The sequence below is a fragment of the Erwinia sp. B116 genome, assembly GCF_002865965.1.
In the GTDB taxonomy this organism is placed as follows: Bacteria; Pseudomonadota; Gammaproteobacteria; order Enterobacterales; family Enterobacteriaceae; genus Erwinia.
Genome location: NZ_JRZZ01000003.1, coordinates 14,935 through 38,863, shown reverse-complemented (window position 1 = coordinate 38,863; position 23,929 = coordinate 14,935). Strand labels below are relative to the sequence as shown.

Here is a 23,929-nt window from a genome sequence, read left to right as displayed (position 1 = left end):
ATAACGATGAACCCAGCCTCTTTTCCGCAGGTGATTGCCGTGGTCCCCGCTGCGGGGATCGGCAGCCGTATGCAGTCCGAGCGTCCGAAACAGTATCTCACCATCGCGGGCAAAACCATTCTGGAACACAGCCTGGCGGCGCTGCTGGCGCACCCGGCGGTCAGCCGGGTGATTGTCGCCATCAGCCCTGACGACCGCTGGTTTGCCGCGCTGCCGGCCGCCGGTGACCCGCGCATCAGCGTGGTCACCGGCGGCGGCCAGCGCGCCGATTCGGTGCTTTGCGGCCTGCAGGCGGCGGCAGGGGCTGACTGGGTGCTGGTGCACGATGCCGCGCGGCCGTGCCTGCACCTGGACGATTTAAGCCGCCTGCTGGCGCTGACCAGCACCAGCCAGACCGGCGGCATTCTGGCGGCCCCGGTGCGTGACACCATGAAGCGTTCCATGGCGGACGGCAGCATCGATCACACCGTCGAGCGTGAGGCGCTGTGGCACGCGCTGACGCCGCAGCTGTTCCCGCTGGCGCTGCTGCGCAACTGCCTGCAGCGCGCGCTAAGCGAGGGGGCAACCATCACCGATGAGGCCTCCGCGCTCGAGTACTGCGGCTATCGTCCCGAACTCGTCAGCGGCCGCAGCGACAACCTCAAGGTCACGCGACCGGAAGACCTCGCGCTGGCCGCCTTCTATCTGACCCAATTTGACCAACAGGAGCGCTAATGCGTATTGGACACGGTTTTGACGTACATGCTTTTGGCGGCCCAGGCCCGCTGATTATCGGCGGCGTGCGTATCCCTTACGAGAAAGGGCTGCTGGCCCACTCGGACGGTGACGTGGCGCTGCATGCGCTGACCGACGCGCTGCTCGGCGCGGCGGCGCTGGGCGACATCGGCAAGCTGTTCCCGGACACCGACGACGCCTACAAAGGCGCGGACAGCCGCGTGCTGCTGCGTGAGGCAATGCGCCAGATTGCCGCCAAAGGCTACCGCGTCGGCAACGTCGACGTGACGATTATCGCCCAGGCACCAAAGATGCTGCCGCACTCGCCGCAGATGCGCATCAATATCGCGGAAGATCTCGGCGTCCATATGGATCAGGTCAACGTCAAGGCGACCACCACCGAGAAGCTGGGCTTCACCGGCCGCGGTGAGGGCATCGCCTGTGAAGCCGTGGCGCTGCTGCTGAAGGCCGAATAATGGATCTCGCGAAGCAGGGCTACCTGTACGGTCAGCCGCAGGCCAGCGGCGTGCTCAAGGCCAGCCCGCAGGATTTTGTGGTGGTGGAAGATCTCGGCTACGCGCCGGACGGCGACGGCGAGCAGCTGCTGGTGCGCATCCGTAAAACCGGCTGCAACACCCGCTTTGTGGCCGAGGCGCTGGCGAAGTTTGTCAAAATTCACCCGCGCGACGTCAGCTTTGCCGGTATGAAGGACCGCCACGCGGTAACCGAGCAGTGGTTCTGCCTGCGCCTGCCGGGTAAAACCACGCCGGATATGCGCGACTTCGTGCTGGAGGGGGTTGAGGTGCTGGAGAGCGCGCGCCACCGCCGCAAGCTGCGCACCGGCGCACTGCAGGGCAACGCTTTCACCCTGGTGCTGCGCGACATTGACGACCGTGACGCCGCCGAACGGCGGCTGCAGCAGATCGCCGCCGGCGGCGTACCGAACTACTTCGGCAGCCAGCGCTTCGGCCACGGCGGCAGCAACCTGCTGATGGCGCAGCGCTGGGCGGCAAATGAGATCCAGGTGCGCGAGCGCAACAAGCGCAGCTTCCTGCTCTCCGCCGCGCGCAGCGCGATGTTTAATCAGGTGGTCAGCGACCGTCTGGCGCAGCAGAGCGGGTTAACCCATGTATTGCCGGGCGACGCGCTGCAGCTGACCGGGCGCGGCAGCTGGTTTGTCGCCGACGCCGCCGAGCTGGAAAGCTTACAGCAGCGCGTTAACGCCGGTGAGCTGCGAATTACCGCACCGCTGCCGGGCAGCGGTGAACCCGGCCCGCTGCATGACGCGCTGGCGTGCGAGCAGCAGAGCCTGGCCGGTCAGGAGCCGCTAATCGCGCTGCTGACCCGTGAGAAGGTCGACGCCGCCCGCCGCGCCATGCTGGTGGTGCCGCGTGACCTGCGCTGGACATGGCAGGACGACCACACGCTGGCGCTGAACTTCTGGCTGCCGGCCGGCAGCTTTGCCACCAGCGTGGTGCGCGAGCTGCTGCGGATCGGGGATGATGCTAACGGGGCGGATGAGTAATCCCGCTCTCTGCGCAACGCGGTGATGCGTTTATCAGGCCTGCATGAAAATGCAGGCCTTTTTACTGCCCGTCATTCACTCGCGGTGAGAGGGATATCGCCTGGGCCACGTCGGCGGTGACATCTGCTGGCCGGGAGCAGGGCTTTCAGCCTGGCTCAACGGCTGAGTTCACCGGTTCTTTATCAGCGTACCGTTAATCACCGTACAGCTGATGGCAAACAGCTCATCGCGCTGGTAAAACACCACCTCATCGCTGACCCAGTCGGCCAGCACCGGGAAACCGGTTTTGAAGTTAAACCGCGGCAAAATATCGTTATCTTTTATGACGGCGCGCAGCCCGGTGAGCCACAGCCTGCCCTCGGCGATCTGCCAGTCGGCGGTGTAACCGCGCCAGCAGCAGCTGACGGTATCGTTAAGATCGCGCGTCACCTTAATGCAGTGCGTCCGGATATAACTGTTCAGCGGCTCGCTGCGCAGCAAAAACGTCTGGCCGTCGAGGTGCAGACGATCTTTCATCTGATCCGTCATCGGACGGACCTGCCGTTGATGCCCGCCTGCGGCGCTTCACCGAAAAACCGGTCTACCCCCAGCAACGGCTGCGCCCGGTGGCCGTACATCGATTTCGAGACCAGATAGCCGACGATGGTGCAGCGTGCCATCAGGCATTTCTCATCGGGGAACCCGGCTTTAACCATGCTGTAGTAGAGCTGATTCAGCCCGTCGATAATCTGATCGGCGGCGGTGCCCTCCTTCACCCGCTCCAGCCCGCCACCGTAAATGGAGTATGGGATGCCGGTACGGGTGACAAAATCGCGTACGTACTGCGGCGTGCTGTTGCTGGCGGCCTCCAGTTCATACTCGATCACCTGGCTGGTCGCCCCGGATGCCTTACAGACTGCGGCATAAAAGCGGCAGCCGGCCAGCAGGGTCATAAACGGCAGGCCGTCGGCATCCTGGCTGCGCAGGGTAAACTCCGCCAGGTGGATGGTGCCAAGCCCGGCGCGGTCCGCCGCCTCCAGCATAAACAGCAGCTCGTTAGCCTGCGGATGGCCGCCCATCGCCGCCTTGTAATAGCAGTCGGCAGCGATATCGATATCATAAGGGGTGATATGCCCGGCGGCGTAGATCAGCGCCAGATTGTAATAGGCGGAGATATGGCCGCCCGCGGCCGCCCGGCTCAGCAAAGGGTGAGCCTCGTACCAGTTGCCCTGCGACAGCGCGATAACGCCATCTTCATAAGCCTGTTCGGTAGCCTGGTCACTGCTTTTAAAAAAGGGATTGCGGAAAAGCGCCATCGCATAGGCCTGCTGGAGAATATTGTCAGCTATTTTGTGAGCAGGGGCGCAGAAAAACAACTACCAGAAATGAAACCTGTCGCAAAAATGGCCTGGTGAAGCTGCGCGCCGCCACCGGCAGAGTGTGAGCGGAAACATGACCGCGGCCGCCAAAGCTGCGCAGCGAACGCGCAGTCAGCCTGCGTCGGGTTTAAAACCAGAAACTTACACCTACCGCCCGGCGCGTCATCCAGCTAAAATGCAGCAATCAACCCGCCCTCGGCAGGTGTCCATCAGATAAGCGCTCTGCGTTTCCCTGCCGGGCAAGCACCCCTGCGCCGACGGTTTGGCTATCTTTAAATCAACAGGTTAGGTGTTTAATGCGCATATTGCTGAGTAACGATGACGGTATCCACGCGCCGGGTATACAGGTGCTGGCAAAGGCGCTGCGCGAATTTGCCGAGGTACAGGTTGTTGCTCCCGATCGCAACCGCAGCGGGGCCTCCAACTCGCTGACGCTGGAGACGCCGCTGCGCACCTTCACCCACGCCAACGGCGACGTGGCGGTGCTGGCCGGTACGCCGACCGACTGCGTCTATCTTGGGGTGAATACGCTGATGCGGCCGCGGCCGGATATCGTGGTCTCCGGCATCAACGCCGGGCCCAACCTCGGCGATGACGTGATCTACTCCGGTACGGTGGCGGCGGCGATGGAGGGGCGTCACCTCGGGCTACCGGCGCTGGCGGTCTCGCTGAACGGCTTTGAGCACTATGAAACGGCGGCTGCCGTCACCTGTTCGATCCTGCGCGGCCTGCAGCGCGAACCGCTGCGCACCGGGCGTATCCTCAATATCAATGTGCCGGACCTGCCGCTGGATCAGATCAAAGGCATCCGCGTTACCCGCTGCGGCAGCCGCCACCCGAGCGATCGGGCGATCCCGCTGGAGGACCCGCGCGGCCACACGCTGTACTGGATTGGCCCGCCGGGCGATAAGCTGGATGCCGGCCCGGGCACCGACTTTGCCGCCGTGGATGAAGGCTATGTCTCGGTGACCGCGCTGCACGTTGACCTGACCGCCCACGCGGCGCAGGAGGTGGTGGCTGCGTGGCTGAGCAACGTGGAGGTGGGTACTGAATGGTAAGTGGCCGCACCGAGTCGCTGTTGCTGCTGCTGCGCCAGCAGGGCTTTAACGATGAGCTGCTGTTAAAGGCCATCGAAGAGGTGCCGCGCGAGCGCTTTGTCGACGAAGCCTTCGAACATAAGGCGTGGGAGAATATGGCGCTGCCGATCGGTTCCGGCCAGACCATCTCCCAGCCCTATATGGTGGCGCGCATGACCTCGCTGCTGGAGCTGAACCCGGCTTCGCGGGTGCTGGAGATCGGCACCGGTTCCGGCTACCAGACCGCGATTCTGGCCCACCTGGTCGAACACGTCTGTTCGGTGGAGCGAATTAAAGGGCTGCAGTGGCAGGCCAAGCGCCGCCTGAAGCAGCTCGACCTGCATAACGTCTCCACCCGCCACGGCGACGGCTGGCTGGGCTGGCCGTCGCGCGGGCCCTTTGATGCGATCATCGTCACCGCCGCCCCGCCGGAGATACCTAAGGCGCTGCTCAACCAGCTGGATGAAGGCGGCATTATGGTGCTGCCGGTTGGTGAAGATCAGCAGGTGCTGCAGCGCATTCGTCGCCACGGCGGCGAGTTTAAGGTTGAAACCATCGAAGCGGTGCGTTTTGTGCCGCTGGTGCAGGGTGATCTCGCCTGAGTTCCAGGACATTTCTATACAACTGTTTCATGGCAGCTTCCGAATGATGTTGCTAGTATCTGATAACTTTGCGCATCAGGGCGGTGGCCCGGATGGTGTCGCGGTTTACACATTAAAAGAAGTATTGCCGTAATGGGGGATAGATGAGCACGGGAAGCCCAGGATTTAAGTTACGCCGTATTGCAGCGGTGACAGTGGTTGGATTTTGGCTGGCGGGCTGTTCCAGCGACAATACGCAGGCCCCCATCAGTTCCGTTGGCGGTAATGATTCCGGCCGCATGCTCGGCGGGAGTCCGGGTGGCAATATCAGCAGCGCGAACAGCGGTGGCGGCGGTGGCGGTGGTTTTATTCCCGCGCGTCCGCCTTCAATGTCGTCCTCTTCGTCCGGCGGCATGGCCAGTTCAGCCCCGGCCCAGAACGTGGTGACCGAAAACGGTCGCATTGTGTACAATCGCCAGTATGGGAATATTCCGAAAGGTAGCTACGGCGGCGACACCTATACCGTTAAACGTGGCGATACTCTGTTCTATATTGCGTGGATTACCGGCAACGATTTCCGCGATCTGGCACAGCGCAATAACGTCGCCGCGCCTTACGGGCTCAACGTTGGCCAGCAGTTACAGGTGGCTAACGGCTCAGGTACGCCGATCACCGGCGGTAACGCGATCACCACTGCCGATGCGAAAGCCGGTGGGGTAACGCCGCCACCGGTCAGCTCACAAATCGCTCAGCAACCTGTTGCGCGCCAACCCGTAATTACGTATTCTGAGGATTCAGATACGTCAAGCGGGGGCAAAATGCTGCCTTCGTCCGGTACAACTGTTGCAACGACAACAGCACCGGTTACCGCCCCAACCGTCAGCAGTACAACGGACAGCTCCACCCCGGTGGGCAGCTGGCGTTGGCCGACCGACGGTAAGATTATCGATAACTTCTCTGCTTCCGAAGGAGGCAACAAAGGTATCGACATCGCGGGGTCGCGTGGTCAGGCCGTCGTCTCCACCGCCTCAGGTCGTGTGGTTTATGCCGGTAATGCCCTGCGCGGTTACGGTAATCTGATTATCATCAAACATAATGATGATTATCTGAGTGCCTATGCCCATAACGACACGATGCTGGTTCGCGAACAACAAGAAGTGAAAGCGGGCCAGAAGATCGCCACCATGGGCAGTACCGGAACCAGTTCGGTGAGGCTGCACTTTGAAATTCGTTACAAGGGGAAATCCGTAAACCCGCTGCGCTACTTGCCGCAGCGATAGTCCGGCAGAACCTTGCAGTTCTGCCCTTGGATCACGGGTAGGAGCCGCTTATGAGCCAGAATACGCTGAAAGTTAACGATCTAAATGAAGACGCGGAATTCGACGAAAACGGAGCTGAGATTTTTGATGAGAAGGCTCTTGTCGGAAACGAACCTGGTGATAGCGATTTAGCTGAAGAAGAGTTGTTGTCACAGGGTGCAACGCAACGCGTTCTGGATGCGACACAGCTTTATCTGGGAGAGATTGGTTACTCTCCACTATTAACGGCTGAAGAAGAAGTCTTCTTCGCTCGCCGTGCCCTGCGGGGGGACGTACCTTCACGTCGCCGCATGATTGAAAGCAACCTGCGCCTGGTGGTGAAGATTGCCCGTCGTTACAGCAATCGTGGTCTGGCCCTGCTGGACCTGATTGAAGAAGGTAACCTCGGCCTGATCCGCGCGGTAGAGAAGTTTGACCCCGAAAGAGGGTTCCGCTTCTCCACCTATGCCACCTGGTGGATCCGTCAGACGATTGAACGGGCGATTATGAATCAAACCCGTACCATTCGCCTGCCGATCCATATCGTGAAAGAGCTGAACGTTTACCTGCGTACCGCACGTGAACTGTCACACAAGCTCGATCATGAGCCAAGCGCGGAAGAGATTGCGCAACAGCTGGACAAGCCCGTTGATGACGTCAGCCGCATGCTGCGCCTCAATGAGCGCATTACCTCAGTTGATACGCCGTTAGGCGGGGATTCTGAAAAAGCGCTGCTGGACATCCTGGCCGATGAGAAAGACAACGGCCCGGAAGACACCACGCAGGACGATGATATGAAGCAAAGCATCGTCAAATGGCTGTTCGAACTGAACGCCAAGCAGCGCGAAGTACTGGCGCGTCGTTTCGGTCTGTTAGGCTATGAAGCGGCAACGCTGGAGGATGTGGGTCGTGAAATCGGTTTGACCCGTGAACGTGTTCGTCAGATTCAGGTTGAAGGCCTGCGTCGCCTGCGTGAAATCCTGCAGGCACAGGGGCTGAGTATTGAAGCCCTGTTTCGCGAGTAACGCTGCATCAGTCTAAGGTAATGCCAAAAAAAGCGATGACCCCGGTCATCGCTTTTTTTATTGCCTGTTCATACACCCATCCTTCAGGCAATGCTTCTGCACTGGCTGCTCTTATGCATCCCAGTCACAGCGTTTTCTCTGTGACTGGAGATTGATTCGTTCGCCGCCCTGAAACAGCCTGCAGGATGCTATGTATAGCGCGCTACACCAGCGCTTTCAGCCGGTAGATCCACTCCAGCGCCTGGCGCGGCGACAGCGAGTCGGCATCCAGCGCTTCCAGCGCTTCCACCGCCGGCGAGGTCTCTTCCACCAGCAGCGGCAGCTGCGAGCCGTCCGCTTTACTGGCTGCGGCGGCACCGGAGAGCGCCTCCAGCTCTTTAAGCTTGTGCCGCGCCCGTTTGATCACCTCTTTTGGCACCCCGGCCAGCGCCGCCACGGCCAGACCGTAACTCTTGCTGGCCGCGCCGTCCTGCACGCTGTGCATAAAGGCGATGGTGTCGCCGTGCTCCACGGCGTCGAGATGCACGTTGGCCACGCCCTCGATCTGGTCCGGCAGGGTGGTCAGCTCAAAGTAGTGGGTGGCAAACAGCGTCATCGCCTTAATGCGGTTGGCCAGGCTTTCGGCGCAGGCCCAGGCCAGCGACAGGCCGTCGTAGGTGGAGGTGCCGCGGCCAATCTCATCCATCAGCACCAGGCTCTGCTCGGTGGCGTTGTGCAGGATATTGGCGGTTTCGGTCATCTCCACCATAAAGGTTGAGCGGCCGGAGGCGAGGTCGTCGGCGGCCCCGACGCGGGTGAAGATGCGATCCACCGGGCCGATCGTCGCCTGCTCCGCCGGCACAAAGCTGCCGATACAGGCCATCAGCACGATCAGCGCCGCCTGGCGCATATAGGTACTTTTACCGCCCATATTCGGCCCGGTGACCACCAGCATCCGGCGCTTCGGCGACAGCGACAGCGGGTTGGCGATAAACGGCTCTTTCAGCACCTGCTCGACCACCGGGTGACGGCCGCCGGTAATCTTAATGCCCGGCGCGTCGCTCAGCGTCGGGCAGCTGTAGTTCAGCGCCCAGGCACGCTCGGCCAGGTTGCTCAGCACGTCCAGTTCGGCCAGCGCGGCGGCGCTCTCCTGCAGCGCTTCCAGATGCGGCAGCAGCAGGTCCAGCAGCTGTTCGTACAGCGCCTTCTCCAGCGACAGCGCCTTGCCTTTCGAGGTCAGAACCTTGTCTTCGTACTCTTTCAGCTCGGGAATAATGTAGCGTTCGGCGTTTTTCAGCGTCTGGCGGCGCACGTAGTGGATCGGCACCTGGTGGCTCTGGCCGCGGCTGACCTGAATGTAGTAGCCGTGGATGGCGTTAAAGCCGACCTTTAGCGTATCCAGCCCGAGCTTTTCGCGCTCGCGGATCTCCAGCCGGTCGAGGTAGTCGGTAGCCCCGTCGGCCAGCGCCCGCCACTCGTCCAGCTCGGCGTTGTAGCCGGGGGCAATCACCCCGCCGTCGCGGACCAGCACCGGCGGCGCTTCAATCACCGCCTGCTCCAGCAGCGTGCGCAGTTCGGCAAAGTCGCCCATCTTATCGCGCAGCGCCTGCAGGTGTTCGGTCTGTTCGTCGGCCAGCAGCAGGTTGAGCTGCGGCAGCTGCTGGAAGGCGTGGCGCATGCGTGCCAGATCGCGTGGCCGCGCGGTGCGCAGCGCCAGGCGCGCCAGAATACGCTCCAGATCGCCCACCTGACGCAGCAGCGGCGACAGCTCCTCGCTGAAGCTCTGTAGCGCGCTGATGCTCTGCTGGCGGCGGGTAATGGTGGTCGGGTTGCGCAGCGGCAGGTGCAGCCAGCGCTTGAGCATGCGGCTGCCCATTGGCGTAACGGTTTTATCCAGTACCGCGGCCAGGGTGTTCTCCACGCCGCCGGCGAGGTTCTGGGTGATCTCCAGATTACGGCGGGTGGCGGCGTCCATAATGATGCCGTCCTGCTGGCGCTCCATGGTCAGCGAGCGGATGTGCGGCAGCGAGGTGCGCTGGGTATCCTTCACGTACTGCAGCAGGCAGCCGGCCGCGCGCAGCGCGTGGTGCGCCTGCTCAACGCCAAAGCCGCTCAGGTCGCGGGTGGCAAACTGCAGATTCAGCTGCTGGCGGGCGGTATCCAGCTCGTACTCCCACTGCGGGCGGCGGCGCAGGCCGCGGCGGTTCTCAATCAGCGACATGGCGCCAAACTCTTCCGGATAGAGCAGCTCGGCCGGGTTGGTGCGCTGCAGTTCGGCGGCCATGGTTTCCAGGTCGGCCGGTTCGGCCAGGCGGAAGCGGCCGGAGCTGATATCCAGCGTGGCGAATCCAAAGCCGCGCGGGCTCTGCCAGATGGCGGCCAGCAGGTTGTCCTGGCGCTCGTTAAGCAGCGCCTCATCGCTGATGGTGCCGGGCGTCACGATGCGCACCACTTTACGCTCGACCGGGCCTTTGCTCAGCGCCGGGTCACCAATCTGTTCACAGATCGCCACCGACTCACCCAGCTGCACCAGTTTGGCCAGATAGTTCTCCACCGCATGATAGGGCACCCCGGCCATCGGGATCGGCTCACCGGCCGAGGCACCGCGTTTGGTCAGCGAGATCTCCAGCAGCTGCGAAGCGCGTTTGGCGTCATCGTAGAACAGCTCATAGAAGTCACCCATGCGGTAGAACAGCAGGATCTCAGGATGGTCCGCTTTCAGGCGCAGATACTGCTGCATCATCGGGGTATGGGCGGTGAGTTTAGGGGTATCGTTCATGCGCTTTTTTTACTTAGTCCATTGAAATGTAAGAGGCTTAATGGCGTGAGTTGTGATTATAGGTGGCCATTTTCCGGTTGCGGTTAGTGTAACGTAGCCGGCCTGAAACTGACACCCGTAAAACCGGAAGGCGTCTCGCATAGCGAGGAAAACGTCAGGCTTTCCCCCCCTTTTGTCAGCTGTCGCACCCGCTGCGCTACTCGCGGGTTGACCAGCTAAACGGCTGCCCGATATAAGCGCGTAGCGCATCCATAAAGATGCTCACCCGCGCGGGCGGGTTTCGCAGCGCGCGCAGCGCATAGATCCCCGTTGATGCGGCAGCCCGATCGGACCATTCCGGGCAGATTTGCGTCAGTACACCGGCCTGAATATCGGGGCCAGCCACCCAGTCGGGCAGATATGCAATGCCCAGACCTTCGATAGCGGCAAGGCGCATCGCTTCGAAATCATCGCAGCCGAAAACGGGCTGAGCATGGCTGCTGCAGCGTGCCGGATGGCCGAGCACATCGCTCCAGCGCAGCAGGTCGGCCCCGTGCAGTTTGTCGATAAGGCGATGAGCGGCAATCTCGTTCAGCGCCACCGGCGTGCCGGCGCGGGCAAGGTATGCCGGGCTGGCGCAGAGGACGCGGGTCTGTATGGCGATGCGCGTACCAATCAGCGTGCTGTCTGCCATATCGCCGATGCGTATTACCACGTCAAGCCGCTCCGCTACCGGGTCGGCGATCCGCTCCGTCAGGTCCAGTTCAACGTTCAGGTCAGGATACTGGCGGGCAAGTTGCCCCATCACCGGCAATACGTAGCGCTTACCAAACGTCGGATAACAGGCAACGCGCAGCGTGCCGGTCACGTCACCCTTCATCGAGGCCAGTTCCTGGCGGGCATCATCCAGAGAATCGAGTATCTGCCGCGCGCGGACCAGCAGCGCTTCGCCGGCATCGGTCAGCGTCAGGTGGCGGGTGGAGCGTAAGAACAGCGGCGTTTCAAGGTAGGATTCCAGCGCGTCTATCTGCCGGCCGACCGAAGAGGGCGTGCGCCCGCGCCGACGGCCTGCGCCGGAGAAACTGCTCTCCCTAGCGACATCAACAAATACGCCTAAAAACTCAGCAAACTTTTCTGACTGCATCTGTGCATTCTTTGCATAGCTGTTGTGGGTGATGGCTATCTTATCAGCAATACGCATCTCCCTTAAGCTTCTCCTCACCAGTAAGAGATTACCGATTTATTCTGAGAGGAAGCCCTTATGCAAACGCAACAGTATGATCCACTTTATCTTTTCATCAACGGCCAGTGGCTGACTGCCGAAGACCGTGACACCCTGGCGGTGATCAATCCGGCAAACGGCAAAACCCTCGGCCGCCTGCCAATGGCAACCCACACCGACCTGAATCAGGCGCTGGTGACCGCCCACGACAGTTTTAACCTGTGGCGTAACACCGTGCCGGATCAGCGCGCCCGCATTATGAAAAAAGCCGCCGCTCTTATGCGCGATCGGGCGGAGCATATTGCAACGCTGATGACGCTGGAAGAGGGCAAGCCGCTGGCGGAAAGCCGTGACGAAGTCCAGCGCGCGGCGGACTACTTTGAATGGTTCGCTGAAGAAGCGCGTCGTATTGATGGCCGCGTGGTGCCTGCTAACCGCCCAGGTGTGCAGCAGCTGGTTAAGCGGCAGGCGATTGGCCCGGTGGCGGCGTTTACCCCGTGGAACTTCCCGGCCATTACGCCGGCCAGGAAACTCTCCGCCGCGCTGGCAGCAGGCTGCAGCGTGATCCTCAAACCCGGCGAAGAGAGCCCGGCAACGGCGCTGGCGCTGGCGCGCTGCCTGGATGATGCGGGTTTGCCGAAAGGCGTGCTGCAAATCGTGTTCGGCGTCCCTGACAAGGTTTCAGCAAAACTTATCGCTTCGCCGATTATCCGCAAGGTTGCCTTTACCGGTTCCGTTCCTGTGGGGCGCTTACTGTCTGAACGCGCCGCGGCGGGTGTGAAACCGATCTCGCTTGAGCTGGGCGGTCACGGGCCGGTGCTGGTCTTTGAGGATGCCGATATAGAGGCGGCCGCGGCGGACGGTGCGGCAAACCGCTTCCGCGGCACCGGGCAGATTTGTATCTCCTCAACGCGTTTCCTGATCCAGCGCGGTGCTTATGACCGCTTCGTCGGGCGCTTTGTGGCGGCCACCCGGGAACTGGTAATCGGTGACGGTATGGTGCAGGGCACTCAGGTAGGGCCACTGGCCAACGAACGGCAGCTGGAGAAAATGGCCGCGCTGGTCGACGACGCGGTAGCACAGGGGGCGGTAGTGCTGACCGGCGGGAAACGCCTCGATCGTCCCGGCTTCTTCTTTGAGCCCACCGTACTGGCCAACGTGCCGCTGAGCGCCCGCATCATGCACGAGGAGCCGTTTGGTCCGATCGCCGTGATGCGTCCGTTTGACACCATCACCGACGGCCTTGAAGAGGCAAACCGGCTGCCTTACGCGCTGTCTGCCTACGCCTTTACCCGCAACGCGCGGACCGCACTTGACGTCGGGGACGGGCTTGAGGCCGGCATGATTGGCATTAATCAGTACCGCATCATCGCCACTGAACTGCCGTTTGGCGGCATGAAAGAGAGCGGTCACGGTTCCGAAGGCGGGCGTGAAGGGATTGCCCCCTATCTGACCAACAAATTCATCAGCCAGATCTGAACAGTTAAGCGGAGAATATCATCATGAAACCTATCGACTTTACCAGCCCGCGCGCCGCCGCACGCCCGTTTACGCCTAAACTTGCGGATTTTGTTGAGCAGCCGCTTTACTCCGGGGTCTGGGCCGATCCGGCGCTGGCACCGCGCGATCGCAGCCTGATTACCATCGCCTGCCTGATCGCGCTGAACCATGCGAATGAGCTACCTGCACATCTGCGTCGTGGCATAGAAAACGGCCTGACCGAGTCGGAACTGAGTGAGGTCATCACGCATCTGGCATTTTACGCCGGCTTCCCGGCGGCGATCACCGCTTCTGCCTGTGCGAACGCCACCTTTGCAGAAACCCGATAATGACGTGCCGCCGGTCTGTCACCCACAGACGGCGGCATCACATCACTGAATTAACGGAACAGACAATGATGAAAGCCATCACCTTTGAAGAATTTGGCACGCCGGACGTACTGAAACTGGCAGAAGTGGAAAAACCTCAGCTGCGCCCGGAGGATCTGCTGATACGTACCTACGCTGCCGGGGTCAACCGCGCCGATCTGACCCACCGTAAAGGGGGGTATGGCCGCCCTGATTTTGGTGATTCGACCCTTATGGGGCTGGAAATCGCCGGAGAGGTGATTGCAACAGGCGATGCGGTCACCGGCTACCGGCCAGGTGACCGCGTGATGGGGATCGTCGGCGGCGGCGCGTACGCGGAATACTCGCGCATTGATTACCGCATGGCGATGCCGATCCCCGATAACCTTGATTATATTCAGGCGGCGGCGATTACCGAGGTGTTTGTCACCGCGCATGAAGCGCTGATACACCTCGGAAAATTAACAGCCGGAGAATCGGTTTTGATTCACGCCGGGGCGGGCGGAGTAGGAGGGGCCGCGGTCCAGCTGGCGCGCGCGACCGGGGCGACCATTTTTACCACCGTAAAAGCGGCTAATCAGGAGCAGGCCCGCCTGCTGGGGGCAGACTGGCTTATTGACTACCAGAATGAGGACTTCGCAGAGGTGGTGCATAAGGCAACCGACGGTAAGGGGGTGGATCTGATCCTCGACTTTATTGGCGCACCTTACTTTGAACGTAATATTAACGCGCTCGCTTTTGGCGGACGCCTGATTCAGATTGGCATTATGGGCGGCATTGATAACGCTAAAATTCCGCTCGACCGGCTGTTATACCGTCATCTGCACATTGCAGGCACGGTGATGAAATCACGTTCGCAGGACGTTAAGCATGCCATGTCCCGCAGATTCCGCGAGCACTGGCTGGCGAGCTTTGCAAACGGCGTGCTGATCCCCGTTATCGACAGCGTATATCCTTTGTCAGATGCGGCGGCTGCGCATCGGCGTATGGAGGCCGGGCTGAACGTTGGGAAAATTGTTCTGAAGATGGATTGATCTGATAACTGTCAATGTCTACCCGGCCCATTGTTCAGGGAAACCCTCAGCTATCAGCGCATGCTCAATGCTGAGCGGGTTAATAAACCTGCAGGGGGGACACAAAGTGGGGCGGGAAAGTGGCGAAATTCCGATGAACAGGGCAGGGGAAAGCTATTTTGAAGTGCGGCCAGATGAATGATACGCTGGACAGAAGCCGTGAATTTACAGAGAAAGACGGGTATAATTATTGGCAGTGATTTATTAACCGAAACGTGGCTGATGGGAGTGATAATGAGCGAAATTAAAAAAACACAGGCACCCTATGCTGTGCCGTCCCGTGCAGATATTGCCCGCTCTGTTGCCACCTCTACGGCGGTAGAGACCGGTCAGTCATCCGCTAAGATCGAAGCCTCACTTGAAGAAACTCGTAAGAGGTTTTCTCATCTCCGGCTGGCGGTTTAGTCGTTTCTCAATGCTTGCCTGACCCAGTGCTTCATGGGGGCGTAGTTCATTGACATACCGGCATGGATAGCTGAAACATAGCCGGTCTTATTTTGCTCCCAGCTTCGATAATCCAGAGGTTTATATCCTCCCTGAACTGCCATCACATCGGCTAACAACCGCGACAAACGCCCGTTTCCTTCCCTGAACGGATGAACAAGTATCAGTTCCACATGGACGATAGCAATAGCCGCGATAAGCTCTTCTTCTTCCAGGCCGCTGCAGGGCGTGTAGAGCGCAAGATATTTTTCATCGAATTCTTCAAGTAGTTTTGGAAGTTGTGCTGAAGGAGCAAACATAAACCCTCCCTTACTGATGTTGACCGATCTCTCCTGCCCGGCCCACTCATAAATGTTCCCTAGCCAGCGACGATGCCAGTTTTTTAACAGGGCAACATTAATTTTTCCTGTCGGGAATTTTTCTTCAAAAACAGAGTGGTAGAGTTTTTCTAACAGAATAAGTTCAGCGTCGTCAATTTCGTCAGTACGCGAGATTCCCAGCCTGTTAGCCAGAACTTGCTCACCTGAGTCTTTCTCAAACTGGCCTTCACTGTTGGAGACATGATACCGGTTCATGGCGATGTCCTGCGTTAATGAGAGGGAGGGGAAAACAGGAATACTATAACGCTACAGGGTTCTGACGTCTTAAACATGAGGATGATATTCGGGCAAAAGTTGGCTCAAAGGTCGTTATAAATCCCCCCCTGCCTAACGCACCATTACCTTTCAGAAATCCTCCGGCGTACTGATAATCTGCAACAGGAAGCACCACTCGCTAAAGGATTTGCGCCCAATGTCACCGATCGCTCGCATCACCCGATATTTACTGCTGACTATCGCCAGCCCGCTTTTACTTAGCGGCTGCCTGTTCCATGATTATTCCACTCCGCACGTTGACGGCACCCTCGCTAACGGGGGTAAACCCATTGTGGGTGCGGCTGTGACGTTAACGGATTTTTGTAAGCCAATAGCGACGTCGCAGACCGATACCAGCGGGCATTTTTCTCTTACACCTGACGGGCACTGGCAGCTGTTTATTCCTGTTGGGCCACAGGATCGTTTGATTCGTTGGGCGGTGGTTGTCGACAGTTCAGAGGGTGAACTCCAGCTGTACAGCAGCCAACGTTTTGGCGGCGTTTTCTCGGGGTACTCAGGCAGCGATCGCCTGACGCTGGCCTGCGATATTGCCGGTGCAGAAGTGGGCAAGCCGTTGCCGGAAACCATGGCATATTGCACACCTGTAACAGACAAAAGCGAAGCCCGGCGCTAAATCAGCCGGGCCTCGTGGTGATCCCGGCCAGATCCCGGCCGGGCTTACATCTTATCAGGCGTATCCGCTACGCCCTCTTACTCACTGCACATCAAACCTGTCCAGCTCCATCACCTTCGTCCACGCCGCGACAAAGTCGGCGACGAACTTCTGCTGCGCATCGTTGCTGGCGTAGACTTCGGCCACCGCGCGCAGGATCGAGTTGGAGCCAAACACCAGGTCGGCGCGGGTGGCGGTATAGCGCTGTTCGCCGCTCTGGCGGTCGCTGCCGCTGAACAGCTCGCTCGATCCTTCCTGCGCCTGCCAGCGGGTGCGCATATCCAGCAGGTTAACGAAGAAGTCGTTGCTCAGCACGCCTGGGCGCGCGGTCAGTACGCCGTGCTGGCTGCCGTCGAAGTTGGTGCCCAGCACGCGCAGGCCGCCGACCAGCACGGTCAGCTCCGGCGGGCTAAGGGTCAGCTGCTGGGCTTTGTCGATCAGCAGCGTTTCGGTCGACGAGCCGCCACGCACCCGGCGATAGTTGCGGAAACCGTCGGCCAGCGGTTCGAGCAGCGCGAAGCTCCCGACATCGGTCTGATCCTGGCGTGCGTCAACGCGGCCCGGCGTAAAGGGCACGTGGATGCTGATGCCGCCCGCCGCCGCGGCCTGTTCAATTGCCACCACGCCGGCCAGCACGATGACGTCGGCCAGCGAGACCTTGCCGGACGCCTGCTGGATCGCCTGCAGCTGCGGCAGCACGCGGGCGGCGGTGGCGTTCACCGCCCAGCCGTTCTGCGGGGCCAGCGCCAGGCGGGCACCGTTGGCACCGCCGCGCTTGTCGCCGCCGCGGAAGGTCGAGGCGGAGGCCCAGGCGGTCGCCACCAGATCACCGACGCTCAGCCCGCTGGCGGCGATCGCCACCTTCAGGCTGGCAATCTCTTCGGCGCCGGGCTGATGGCTGGCCGCCGGCAGCGGGTCCTGCCACAGCAGGTCTTCTTTTGGCACTTCCGGGCCGAGGTAGCGCGCTTTTGGCCCCATATCGCGGTGGGTCAGCTTGAACCAGGCGCGGGCAAAGGCTTCGTTAAACGACTGCGGATCGTTGAGGAAACGGCGGGAGATCTTATCGAACTCCGGATCGAAACGCAGCGTCAGGTCGGTGACCAGCATGGTCGGCTTGCGCTTCTGGCCGGGGTGGAACGGATCGGGGATGATCGCCTCGGCGTTGCTGGCCTCAAACTGGATCGCCCCCGCCGGGCTGTGGACCCGGGTCCACTCATATTTATACAGGTTCTCGAAGAAGTAGTTGCTCCACTGGGTCGGGGTTTGCGTCCACACCACTTCCAGGCCGGAGGTGATGGCATCCGCGCCGGCACCGCTGGCGTAGCTGCTGTTCCAGCCGAAGCCCTGCGCTTCCAGCGGGGCGGACTCCGGATCGACGCCGACGTGGCTGGCGGCTGCGGCACCGTGGGTTTTACCCAGCGTATGGCCGCCGGCGATCAGCGCGACGATCTCCTCGTCGTCCATGCCCATATTGCCGAAGGTGGCGCGGATCGCCGGGGCGGCCGAGGCGGGTTCGCCGCTGGCTTCCGGCCCTTCCGGGTTAACGTAGATCAGGCCCATTTCGGTGGCGCCGATCGGCGCGCTGGCCAGCGCTTCCGGATGGCGGTGCGCCAGCCACTCTTTCTCATCGCCCCAGTTGACGTCGAGATCCGGTTCCCAGACGTCTTCGCGCCCGGCGGCAAAGCCGAAGGTGCGGAAGCCGGCATTCTCCAGCGAGACGTTACCGGCGAGGATAAACAGGTCGGCCCATGAGATCTTCTGACCGTATTTCTGCTTCACCGGCCACAGCAGGCGGCGCGCTTTGTCGAGGCTGACGTTATCCGGCCAGGCGTTGAGCGGCGCAAAACGCTGCTGGCCACGGCCGGCGCCGCCGCGCCCGTCGATGGTGCGGTAGGTGCCGGCGCTGTGCCACGCCATGCGGATAAACAGGCCGATATAGCTGCCCCAGTCGGCAGGCCACCAGGACTGGGAATCGCTCAGCAGCGCTTTGATATCGCCCTTAAGGGCAAAGTAGTCGAGTTTACTGAATTCGCTGCGGTAGTCGAAGGCGGTGCCTAAAGGATTGGAACGTGAGGAGTGCTGATTCAGCAGTTCGACCTTCAGCTGGTTGGGCCACCAGTCGGTATTATTGGTGCCGCTGCCCGCACCGCGCGCCAGCACGCTTTTCTCATCAGACTGACCGTGAGGGAACGGACATTTTCCTGCGGGTACGGCGTTATTATTATCGCTATCGTGCTCGGTTGACATGCTCATGTTGGGCTCCGTTTGCTTCAGTGAATACCCCTACAATAACTGCCTCTTACTATAAGTGATAAACGTTACAACCGACCAATGTGATAGCCCGTGACTTAGGTAAATCTGCGGTGTCCGCCTTCGCCCACGCTGCATCCCATTTTTGAATTTTTCGTAAAAATACGATGCCTTTTTTAATTGAACGTTCAATTAATCACGCATATGCTGCGAAAACATCAGTAAATTAAGATTTTTTTGATGATTTTTGTTAAACGCAGCCGTTATCTCCCCCCTTATGGAAAACATCATGACAGTGATTCGTCAGCAACCCGATGAAAGTCCGCCCGCGCAGCGGCTTAACCTGCCGGTCTTTATCGGCTCCGCGGCGGTGATTACGCTGCTCAGCCTGCCGATCGTGCTGTACCCGGTCGCCAGTCAGCGTTGGCTGGAGCAGGCCCAGCAGTGGATGGCCGACGTGTTTGGCTGGTACTACATGCTGCTGATGGTGGTGTGCATGCTGTTTGTGTTCTGGCTGGCGCTGTCGCGCTTTGGCACGCTGAAGCTGGGCCATGAGCACGATGAGCCTGAATTCAGCTATTTATCCTGGGTGGCGATGCTGTTTTCCGCCGGGATCGGCATCGCGCTGGTCTACTACGGTGCCTACGAACCGCTCGACCACTTCCTGCAGCCGCCGGAAGGTAGCGGGGGTACGGTACAGGCGGCACGCAACGCCATGGTACTGACCTTCCTGCACTGGGGCCTGCACGGCTGGGCGCTGTATGCGCTGATTGCGACGGCGCTCGCCTGGTTTGCTTACCGCGGCGGGCGGCCGCTGGCGCTGCGTTCGGCGCTGTATGGCCTGTGTGGCGATCGTATTAACGGCTGGCCCGGCCATCTGGTGGACGGCTTTGGTATTCTGGTCACGGTGATTTCGATGGTGACCAATCTCGGCATTGGCGCGCTGCTGGTCAGCTCAGGGCTGAACTACCTGTTCCAGGTGCCGCAAACCTCTCTGGTCATCACCGGTCTGCTGGTGGCTATGATGGTGGTGGCAACGCTGGCGGCGGTCAGCGGGGTAGAGAAGGGGATAGCCATGCTGTCGCGCGTTAACGTGGTACTGCTGTGCCTGCTGCTGCTGTTTGTGTTTATCGCCGGGCCGACGCTGCACCTGCTCAACGGCCTGCTGCAGAACACCGGCGACTATCTCTCCGCGCTGGTGAGAAAAAGCTTCGATGTCTATCTCTATGGTCAGGCGCGGCACTGGCAGGGGATGTGGACGCTGTTTTACTGGGCGTGGTGGGTGTCATGGGCACCGTTCGTTGGCCTGTTTATCGCCCGTATCTCACGCGGGCGCACCGTGCGCCAGCTGATTTTCGGCGTGATGCTGATCCCGCTGGGCTTCACCCTCGCCTGGCTGTCGCTGTTCGGCAACACCGCCATTGCGCTGGTGCTGGAACAGGGTAATGCGCTGCTGGGAAGGGTGGCCCTGAACGACCCGCCGATGACGGTGTACCAGCTGCTGGCGTCGCTGCCGTGGACGCGGGTGACCGCCGGCTTTACCGTGGTAATCAGCTTCTTCCTGTTTCTCACCCCGGTCGACTCCGGCACCCTGATGATTGCTAACCTCTCCTCGCGCGGCGGCTCAATCCGCGATGATGCACCGGCATGGCTGCGGGTGTTCTGGGCGGTGGTGACCACCGTGGTGTGCTGTGCGCTGCTCTCTGCCGGCAGCTTCAACGCCATGCAGACCGCCGTGGTGCTGTGCGGCCTGCCGTTCTCGCTGGTGATCCTGCTGTATATCATTAGCCTGTACCGCGACCTGCAGCGCACGGAGCTGGCGTTGCCTGGCCCGCCGCGCTGACCCACTGCGCCCCGGCCGCCAGGCCGGGGCATAATACCTGCGGGCAGGCGGCGCTGCTTAACCGGTAACGCTGACCGTACGCGCCACGATCTCCCCTGCGGAGCAGCGATGCTGCTCAGCCAGCAACCCTGATCGAACGCGCCCCGGCTGCCTGACGTTGCCAACCCCGGGTTACCCGCCCGCCGCTGTCATCTTTTCTGACAATAATTCCCACAGCAGGCGCCGATATCCTATTAATATTGCGTCAGTTGTGCCGGAACCATTCCACCGTTATGCCCTCTAACGTCTGACTGACGGCGGAGACCGGTGCCCGCCCGCTCATACTGGCCGGCCGGGTTGCTGCACAGAACGGCCGGCAGGTGAACCCCATTTGGAGAAGCTATGCGTAAGTTAAACGTCATGTTGTGTTCCGCCGTTTTCTCAGTAGCGGCCCTTGCTACGACCTCAGTCGCCTTTGCCGCCGGTGAAGCCGACGCCCCGGCCGCCGCGCCTGAAACCAGCAGCGCGCCGGCGGCCGCAGATCAATCTGCTGCCCCAGCGCTTACCCCGGACGCTCCGGCAACCCCGCCGGTGCAGACCCCGCAGAGCCAGAACGCGCTTTCCGGCGCTGACGAGCAGGGCGCGGCGGCGGAAAGCCAGAGCAACCCGGCGGACCCGTATGAGGTGAAAACCTTCTTCGCCGATTTTAAACGCTTCACCCTCGGTGACGTGGTGCCGGACCTCTACCGCAGCAAAAAATATATTGTCAGCGACTGGAAAACCCGCCACCTGCCGGCACCGGAGGCCAGCAGCCACTGGACCTATATGGGCGGCAACTATGTGCTGATTACCGATGCAGAAGGGAAGATCCTGTCGGCTAAATCCGGCGAAATCTTCTACAAACAGTAACCGGCTACGCATTCTCCTCAGCTGATTATCCGTCCGCGCCTGCCGTATCGGCAGGCCGTTCCCGCTCTCTGATTTTTCCGATCTGGCAGGCCTTTTCTGCTCTCTGATTCTGTCGCTATAGCAGGCAGTTCCTGCCGCCTCTGATTCTGCTGCACTCGCAGGCCGTGCCTGACGCCTCTGATTGCGGTACTGAAAATCTGTTCCTGTTATCCCGATCCTGCCGCGCTGGCCGGACATTCCACTCGTTCGTAAGCCAGCCCCAGTTATTTTGACAGTGTAAGCCTTTACACTTCCTTGTCAGTTTATAGAAAACCACTATTTTTCAAGTTGTTGAGTCTTTTTTTAGCAACAGATTTGTTGACGTTTAGCACGGTTTTGTTCGCCAGGTGTAAATTTTAATTGCTAATAATTATCGTTTGTAAAATAATTATCATTCAGCTATATGGCATAACGTGATGATATGTAGCGTTTTTAGCTAAAAAGATTATTAACGGCACCAGGGGTTGGATGTGAAAAACTCACAGACGTTGACAGCAGACGGGTTTACGACGGGGGAGCGCTGGCCGGTGAAATGGCGGCTGCCCGGGGTAGTCACGCTGTCGATCCTGCTGCACGTGGCGCTGATCGTCGGCCTGCTGCGTGAAGAGCGGGTGCCGCCGCTGGTGATGGCCGGTAACGCCGGCGGCGCGGTGGCCTTCAGCGTGCTCAGCGCCAGCCACGGCCAGCCCGCAGCCGCGGCTTCATCACCACCTGTCGCCATGGCGGTGAACCCGTCCTCCGCGCTGCCCGCCGGCGCGTCCGCTGCGCAACCCACCGGTACGGCTGCTGGCGAGAGCGCACGCCCGCTGGCGACCGAAGTGACCCTGCCCGATCCGGAAATTGCTTTACCCCGTGCGCGCGAGGCCGCCCGTGATGCCGGGCTGAAAGCGGCGGCTTCGCGTCAGAAAAACGCCCAGCCCGTGGCGCCGCAGCAGGCCGCCGACCCCGAGCGCCGCACGGCCCGTCATAGCGAAAGCCAGGCGGCCCCGGTTAAGCCTGAGCGTCGGCCACTGAGCGACCGCCGCACTGATGCAGAGGCAACGCGCCAGGAGACCCCGGCGGTCGCTCCGTCGACAACGCGGCAGACCACGCCAGCGGCAACCCCGCCGGCCACCCGTCAGAGCGCATCAGTGGTTACCCAGGCGGCTAACCGGCAGGCCGAACGCTCGCCACGCGCGGTTGCGGAGGCTGCTCAGCCCAGCCGCCAGCCCACCGTCGTCAGACAGCCGGTTAGCGAGGCGGCCGTCGTCCGTAACGCTGCTGCGCAGAACGCGCCAACCACATCGACCCACGCCACCGCTCAGGCCAACGCCGTAACGGGTGGCCAGGCCGCAGCGGCCAGCGGCAGCTCCCGCCAGGCCGCCGGCAGCGCGCTGAACGCCGGCAGCAGCGACAGCGGCAACGCCGCGCGGGGCGCGGGCAGCAGCAATAACCAGAATTTCCGTGCGCTGCACCGGCGGGTCGATTATCCACAGCGCGCTAAAGCGCTGGGGGTGGAAGGGCGGGTGCGCATTAAGTTTGACGTCACCGCCAGCGGCACCGTGACCAACGTACGAATTTTGTCTGAAACACCGGTCGGCGTATTTGCTCAGTCGGTGACCAAAGATATTGCCCGCTGGCGTTATCAGACGCAGGCGGCGGTTAACGACCAGGTTGCCTCGATCGTGTTTAAATTAAATGGCCAGGTCGCGCTCGAAAATTAAAATATTTTTTTGTTACAGCAATTATAAACCTCGGGAAAAACAGTGAACAAACTCGGTATTATTATGGCACTCTCGCTGGTGCCAGCTGCGGCTATGGCCCAGCAGGATGACAATACGGACGCTCAGTCATTAAACAACGCTGAAACACAGCAGAATACCCCGGCTGAGATTACGGCAGGGGAAGATACTATTCTGGTGCGATCCACGCCGACCAGCCAGTCGATGGGCACCCAGATCCTCACTAAAGAGCAGATCGCCCGGATGCCGACCCAGAACGGCACCATTACCGAGCTGCTGAAGCACAACCCTAACGTGCGCTTCGCCAATACCACCGACAGCAGCAACACGCCGGGGGAAATTGCGCCGGAAAACGTCTCCTTCCACGGTGAGAAGTTCTATAATAACAACTTTATGATCGACGGCCTGTCGAACAACAACACCATTAACCCGGGGGCGAACGGCGGGGAACTGAGTAACGATCCCGATGGGTTCTCCCCAACCGATCTGCCCGCAGGCGGTACCCAGTCATACTGGATCAACTCTGAGCTGGTAGAGCAGCTGGAGGTGTTCGACAGCAACGTCTCGGCGAAATACGGTGACTTTACCGGCGGGGTGGTGGATGCGCGCCTGAAAGATCCGGACCTGGAAAAGTCCTCCGGAAAAATTTCCTACCGCACGACCCGCGACGCCTGGACGCGCTATCACATTGATGAAGCCATCGGTGAAGATTTTTACTCGGCCACCAAACACACCTATCAGCCGAAGTTCAAAAAAGAGTTTTACTCCTTCTCTGCGAATCAGCCACTCAGTGATAAAGCCGGTTTTATCTTTGCCTATAACCGTCAGAAGTCGACCATTCCTTTTTATCAGTCGGCGCTGGAAGAGTGGGACGATCAAACGCGTCTTGCGGAAACGTATTTGCTGAAAGGAACTTATCTGGCCGATAACGGCGATATTTTCCGCCTGACCGGCATGTATTCGCCGCATGAATCGAAGTA

22 protein-coding genes are annotated in these 23,929 nt (G+C 60.4%); 16 read left to right on the top strand and 6 right to left on the bottom strand.

Annotation, left to right across the window (positions count from 1 at the left end; translation table 11 throughout):
* Nucleotides 1-6: 6 nt before the first annotated feature.
* The 3 genes from ispD to truD are packed head-to-tail and all read left to right on the top strand — an operon-like array spanning nt 7 to nt 2,239.
* Nucleotides 7-714 carry a 2-C-methyl-D-erythritol 4-phosphate cytidylyltransferase gene (gene ispD, locus NV64_RS03020; RefSeq protein ID WP_056232146.1) on the top strand — a complete coding sequence of 236 codons (708 nt, stop codon included), beginning with the start codon at nt 7-9 and terminating at the stop codon, nt 712-714.
* Complete coding sequence (gene ispF, locus NV64_RS03015; protein WP_056232149.1) at nt 714-1,190, top strand: 2-C-methyl-D-erythritol 2,4-cyclodiphosphate synthase; 477 nt, start codon at nt 714-716, stop codon at nt 1,188-1,190. Before ispD ends, ispF begins: the two co-directional genes overlap by 1 nt.
* Nucleotides 1,190-2,239, top strand: a complete 1,050-nt coding sequence (gene truD / locus NV64_RS03010; protein ID WP_101505297.1) for a tRNA pseudouridine(13) synthase TruD — start codon at nt 1,190-1,192, stop codon at nt 2,237-2,239. Before ispF ends, truD begins: the two co-directional genes overlap by 1 nt.
* Before the next feature lie 168 nt (nt 2,240-2,407).
* Here the strand turns inward: truD and NV64_RS03005 are convergent, their stop codons facing one another.
* Both NV64_RS03005 and NV64_RS03000 read right to left on the bottom strand, forming a co-directional pair.
* Complete coding sequence (locus NV64_RS03005) at nt 2,408-2,767, bottom strand: hypothetical protein (protein ID WP_056232156.1); 360 nt, start codon at nt 2,765-2,767, stop codon at nt 2,408-2,410.
* Nucleotides 2,764-3,534, bottom strand: a complete 771-nt coding sequence (locus tag NV64_RS03000; RefSeq protein ID WP_056232158.1) for a sel1 repeat family protein — start codon at nt 3,532-3,534, stop codon at nt 2,764-2,766. The genes NV64_RS03005 and NV64_RS03000 overlap by 4 nt, the downstream gene beginning before the upstream one ends.
* A gap of 359 nt (nt 3,535-3,893) precedes the next feature.
* On the opposite strand from NV64_RS03000, the gene surE reads away from it, so the two are divergent.
* The 4 genes from surE to rpoS all read left to right on the top strand — a co-directional run bounded on the left by surE (nt 3,894) and on the right by rpoS (nt 7,577).
* Nucleotides 3,894-4,655 (top strand): 5'/3'-nucleotidase SurE, encoded by a 762-nt coding sequence (gene surE, locus NV64_RS02995; protein ID WP_056232162.1) that lies wholly within the window; start codon nt 3,894-3,896, stop codon nt 4,653-4,655.
* On the top strand, nt 4,649-5,275 hold the full coding sequence (locus NV64_RS02990; RefSeq protein WP_056232165.1) for a protein-L-isoaspartate(D-aspartate) O-methyltransferase: 627 nt from the start codon (nt 4,649-4,651) through the stop codon (nt 5,273-5,275). The genes surE and NV64_RS02990 overlap by 7 nt, the downstream gene beginning before the upstream one ends.
* A gap of 143 nt (nt 5,276-5,418) precedes the next feature.
* Entirely contained in the window at nt 5,419-6,534 is a 1,116-nt protein-coding gene (gene nlpD, locus NV64_RS02985; protein ID WP_056232167.1) for a murein hydrolase activator NlpD, read from the top strand.
* A gap of 50 nt (nt 6,535-6,584) precedes the next feature.
* Nucleotides 6,585-7,577, top strand: coding sequence for an RNA polymerase sigma factor RpoS (gene rpoS, locus NV64_RS02980; protein WP_056232169.1), 993 nt, complete (start codon nt 6,585-6,587; stop codon nt 7,575-7,577).
* Between the two features lie 202 nt (nt 7,578-7,779).
* On the opposite strand, the gene mutS is transcribed toward rpoS, so the two are convergent.
* Nucleotides 7,780-10,335: a DNA mismatch repair protein MutS gene (mutS, locus tag NV64_RS02975; RefSeq protein ID WP_101505296.1), complete on the bottom strand. Its 2,556-nt coding sequence runs from the start codon at nt 10,333-10,335 to the stop codon at nt 7,780-7,782.
* A gap of 196 nt (nt 10,336-10,531) precedes the next feature.
* Nucleotides 10,532-11,515, bottom strand: a complete 984-nt coding sequence (locus NV64_RS02970) for a LysR family transcriptional regulator (RefSeq protein WP_233208911.1) — start codon at nt 11,513-11,515, stop codon at nt 10,532-10,534.
* Nucleotides 11,516-11,575: 60 nt separating this feature from the next.
* Here NV64_RS02970 and NV64_RS02965 point away from each other — a divergent pair, with 60 nt between their 5' ends.
* The 4 genes from NV64_RS02965 (at nt 11,576) to NV64_RS02950 (ending at nt 14,861) form a co-directional block, all read left to right on the top strand.
* On the top strand, nt 11,576-13,015 hold the full coding sequence (locus tag NV64_RS02965) for an NAD-dependent succinate-semialdehyde dehydrogenase (protein ID WP_101505295.1): 1,440 nt from the start codon (nt 11,576-11,578) through the stop codon (nt 13,013-13,015).
* Nucleotides 13,016-13,038: 23 nt separating this feature from the next.
* Complete coding sequence (locus NV64_RS02960; protein WP_056232177.1) at nt 13,039-13,365, top strand: carboxymuconolactone decarboxylase family protein; 327 nt, start codon at nt 13,039-13,041, stop codon at nt 13,363-13,365.
* A gap of 65 nt (nt 13,366-13,430) precedes the next feature.
* The gene (locus tag NV64_RS02955) at nt 13,431-14,417 is read left to right on the top strand and encodes an NAD(P)H-quinone oxidoreductase (protein ID WP_233208910.1); all 987 of its coding nucleotides are present in this window, start codon (nt 13,431-13,433) and stop codon (nt 14,415-14,417) included.
* 198 nt (nt 14,418-14,615) lie between these two features.
* Nucleotides 14,616-14,861, top strand: a complete 246-nt coding sequence (locus tag NV64_RS02950; RefSeq protein ID WP_146005437.1) for a hypothetical protein — start codon at nt 14,616-14,618, stop codon at nt 14,859-14,861.
* On the opposite strand, the gene NV64_RS02945 is transcribed toward NV64_RS02950, so the two are convergent.
* On the bottom strand, nt 14,858-15,475 hold the full coding sequence (locus NV64_RS02945; RefSeq protein ID WP_056232179.1) for a Fic family protein: 618 nt from the start codon (nt 15,473-15,475) through the stop codon (nt 14,858-14,860). The genes NV64_RS02950 and NV64_RS02945 overlap by 4 nt on opposite strands.
* A 217-nt stretch (nt 15,476-15,692) precedes the next feature.
* Between NV64_RS02945 and NV64_RS23645 the strand changes: the two genes are divergently transcribed.
* A complete protein-coding gene (locus NV64_RS23645) occupies nt 15,693-16,169 on the top strand; it encodes a hypothetical protein (protein ID WP_072166262.1) in 477 nt (158 codons plus the stop codon).
* Nucleotides 16,170-16,250: 81 nt separating this feature from the next.
* Here NV64_RS23645 and katG read toward each other — a convergent pair whose 3' ends face one another.
* Nucleotides 16,251-18,455 (bottom strand): catalase/peroxidase HPI, encoded by a 2,205-nt coding sequence (gene katG, locus NV64_RS02935; protein ID WP_101505383.1) that lies wholly within the window; start codon nt 18,453-18,455, stop codon nt 16,251-16,253.
* 292 nt (nt 18,456-18,747) lie between these two features.
* On the opposite strand from katG, the gene NV64_RS02930 reads away from it, so the two are divergent.
* The 4 genes from NV64_RS02930 to NV64_RS23860 form a co-directional block, all read left to right on the top strand.
* Nucleotides 18,748-20,301: a BCCT family transporter gene (locus tag NV64_RS02930; RefSeq protein WP_101505294.1), complete on the top strand. Its 1,554-nt coding sequence runs from the start codon at nt 18,748-18,750 to the stop codon at nt 20,299-20,301.
* A 381-nt stretch (nt 20,302-20,682) separates the two neighbouring features.
* A complete protein-coding gene (locus NV64_RS02925) occupies nt 20,683-21,189 on the top strand; it encodes an RcnB family protein (RefSeq protein WP_056232184.1) in 507 nt (168 codons plus the stop codon).
* Between the two features lie 509 nt (nt 21,190-21,698).
* Nucleotides 21,699-22,931, top strand: a complete 1,233-nt coding sequence (locus tag NV64_RS02920; protein ID WP_101505293.1) for a TonB family protein — start codon at nt 21,699-21,701, stop codon at nt 22,929-22,931.
* Between the two features lie 42 nt (nt 22,932-22,973).
* Nucleotides 22,974-23,929 (top strand): Plug domain-containing protein (locus NV64_RS23860; RefSeq protein ID WP_233208909.1); only part of this gene is annotated, 956 nt, incomplete at its 3' end.

Excerpts from the sequence above, each read along its gene's own strand:
- NV64_RS03005 (WP_056232156.1), bottom strand. The coding sequence starts at position 2,767 with ATGACGGATCAGATGAAAGATCGTCTGCACCTCGACGGCCAGACGTTT.
- ispF (WP_056232149.1), top strand. The coding sequence starts at position 714 with ATGCGTATTGGACACGGTTTTGACGTACATGCTTTTGGCGGCCCAGGC.
- nlpD (WP_056232167.1), top strand. The coding sequence starts at position 5,419 with ATGAGCACGGGAAGCCCAGGATTTAAGTTACGCCGTATTGCAGCGGTG.
- katG (WP_101505383.1), bottom strand. The coding sequence starts at position 18,455 with ATGTCAACCGAGCACGATAGCGATAATAATAACGCCGTACCCGCAGGA.
- mutS (WP_101505296.1), bottom strand. The coding sequence starts at position 10,335 with ATGAACGATACCCCTAAACTCACCGCCCATACCCCGATGATGCAGCAG.
- NV64_RS02955 (WP_233208910.1), top strand. The coding sequence starts at position 13,431 with ATGATGAAAGCCATCACCTTTGAAGAATTTGGCACGCCGGACGTACTG.
- NV64_RS02970 (WP_233208911.1), bottom strand. The coding sequence starts at position 11,515 with ATGCGTATTGCTGATAAGATAGCCATCACCCACAACAGCTATGCAAAG.
- NV64_RS02960 (WP_056232177.1), top strand. The coding sequence starts at position 13,039 with ATGAAACCTATCGACTTTACCAGCCCGCGCGCCGCCGCACGCCCGTTT.
- rpoS (WP_056232169.1), top strand. The coding sequence starts at position 6,585 with ATGAGCCAGAATACGCTGAAAGTTAACGATCTAAATGAAGACGCGGAA.
- NV64_RS23645 (WP_072166262.1), top strand. The coding sequence starts at position 15,693 with ATGTCACCGATCGCTCGCATCACCCGATATTTACTGCTGACTATCGCC.
- ispD (WP_056232146.1), top strand. The coding sequence starts at position 7 with ATGAACCCAGCCTCTTTTCCGCAGGTGATTGCCGTGGTCCCCGCTGCG.
- NV64_RS02930 (WP_101505294.1), top strand. The coding sequence starts at position 18,748 with ATGACAGTGATTCGTCAGCAACCCGATGAAAGTCCGCCCGCGCAGCGG.
- truD (WP_101505297.1), top strand. The coding sequence starts at position 1,190 with ATGGATCTCGCGAAGCAGGGCTACCTGTACGGTCAGCCGCAGGCCAGC.
- NV64_RS02990 (WP_056232165.1), top strand. The coding sequence starts at position 4,649 with ATGGTAAGTGGCCGCACCGAGTCGCTGTTGCTGCTGCTGCGCCAGCAG.
- NV64_RS03000 (WP_056232158.1), bottom strand. The coding sequence starts at position 3,534 with ATGGCGCTTTTCCGCAATCCCTTTTTTAAAAGCAGTGACCAGGCTACC.
- NV64_RS02965 (WP_101505295.1), top strand. The coding sequence starts at position 11,576 with ATGCAAACGCAACAGTATGATCCACTTTATCTTTTCATCAACGGCCAG.
- NV64_RS02925 (WP_056232184.1), top strand. The coding sequence starts at position 20,683 with ATGCGTAAGTTAAACGTCATGTTGTGTTCCGCCGTTTTCTCAGTAGCG.
- NV64_RS02945 (WP_056232179.1), bottom strand. The coding sequence starts at position 15,475 with ATGAACCGGTATCATGTCTCCAACAGTGAAGGCCAGTTTGAGAAAGAC.
- surE (WP_056232162.1), top strand. The coding sequence starts at position 3,894 with ATGCGCATATTGCTGAGTAACGATGACGGTATCCACGCGCCGGGTATA.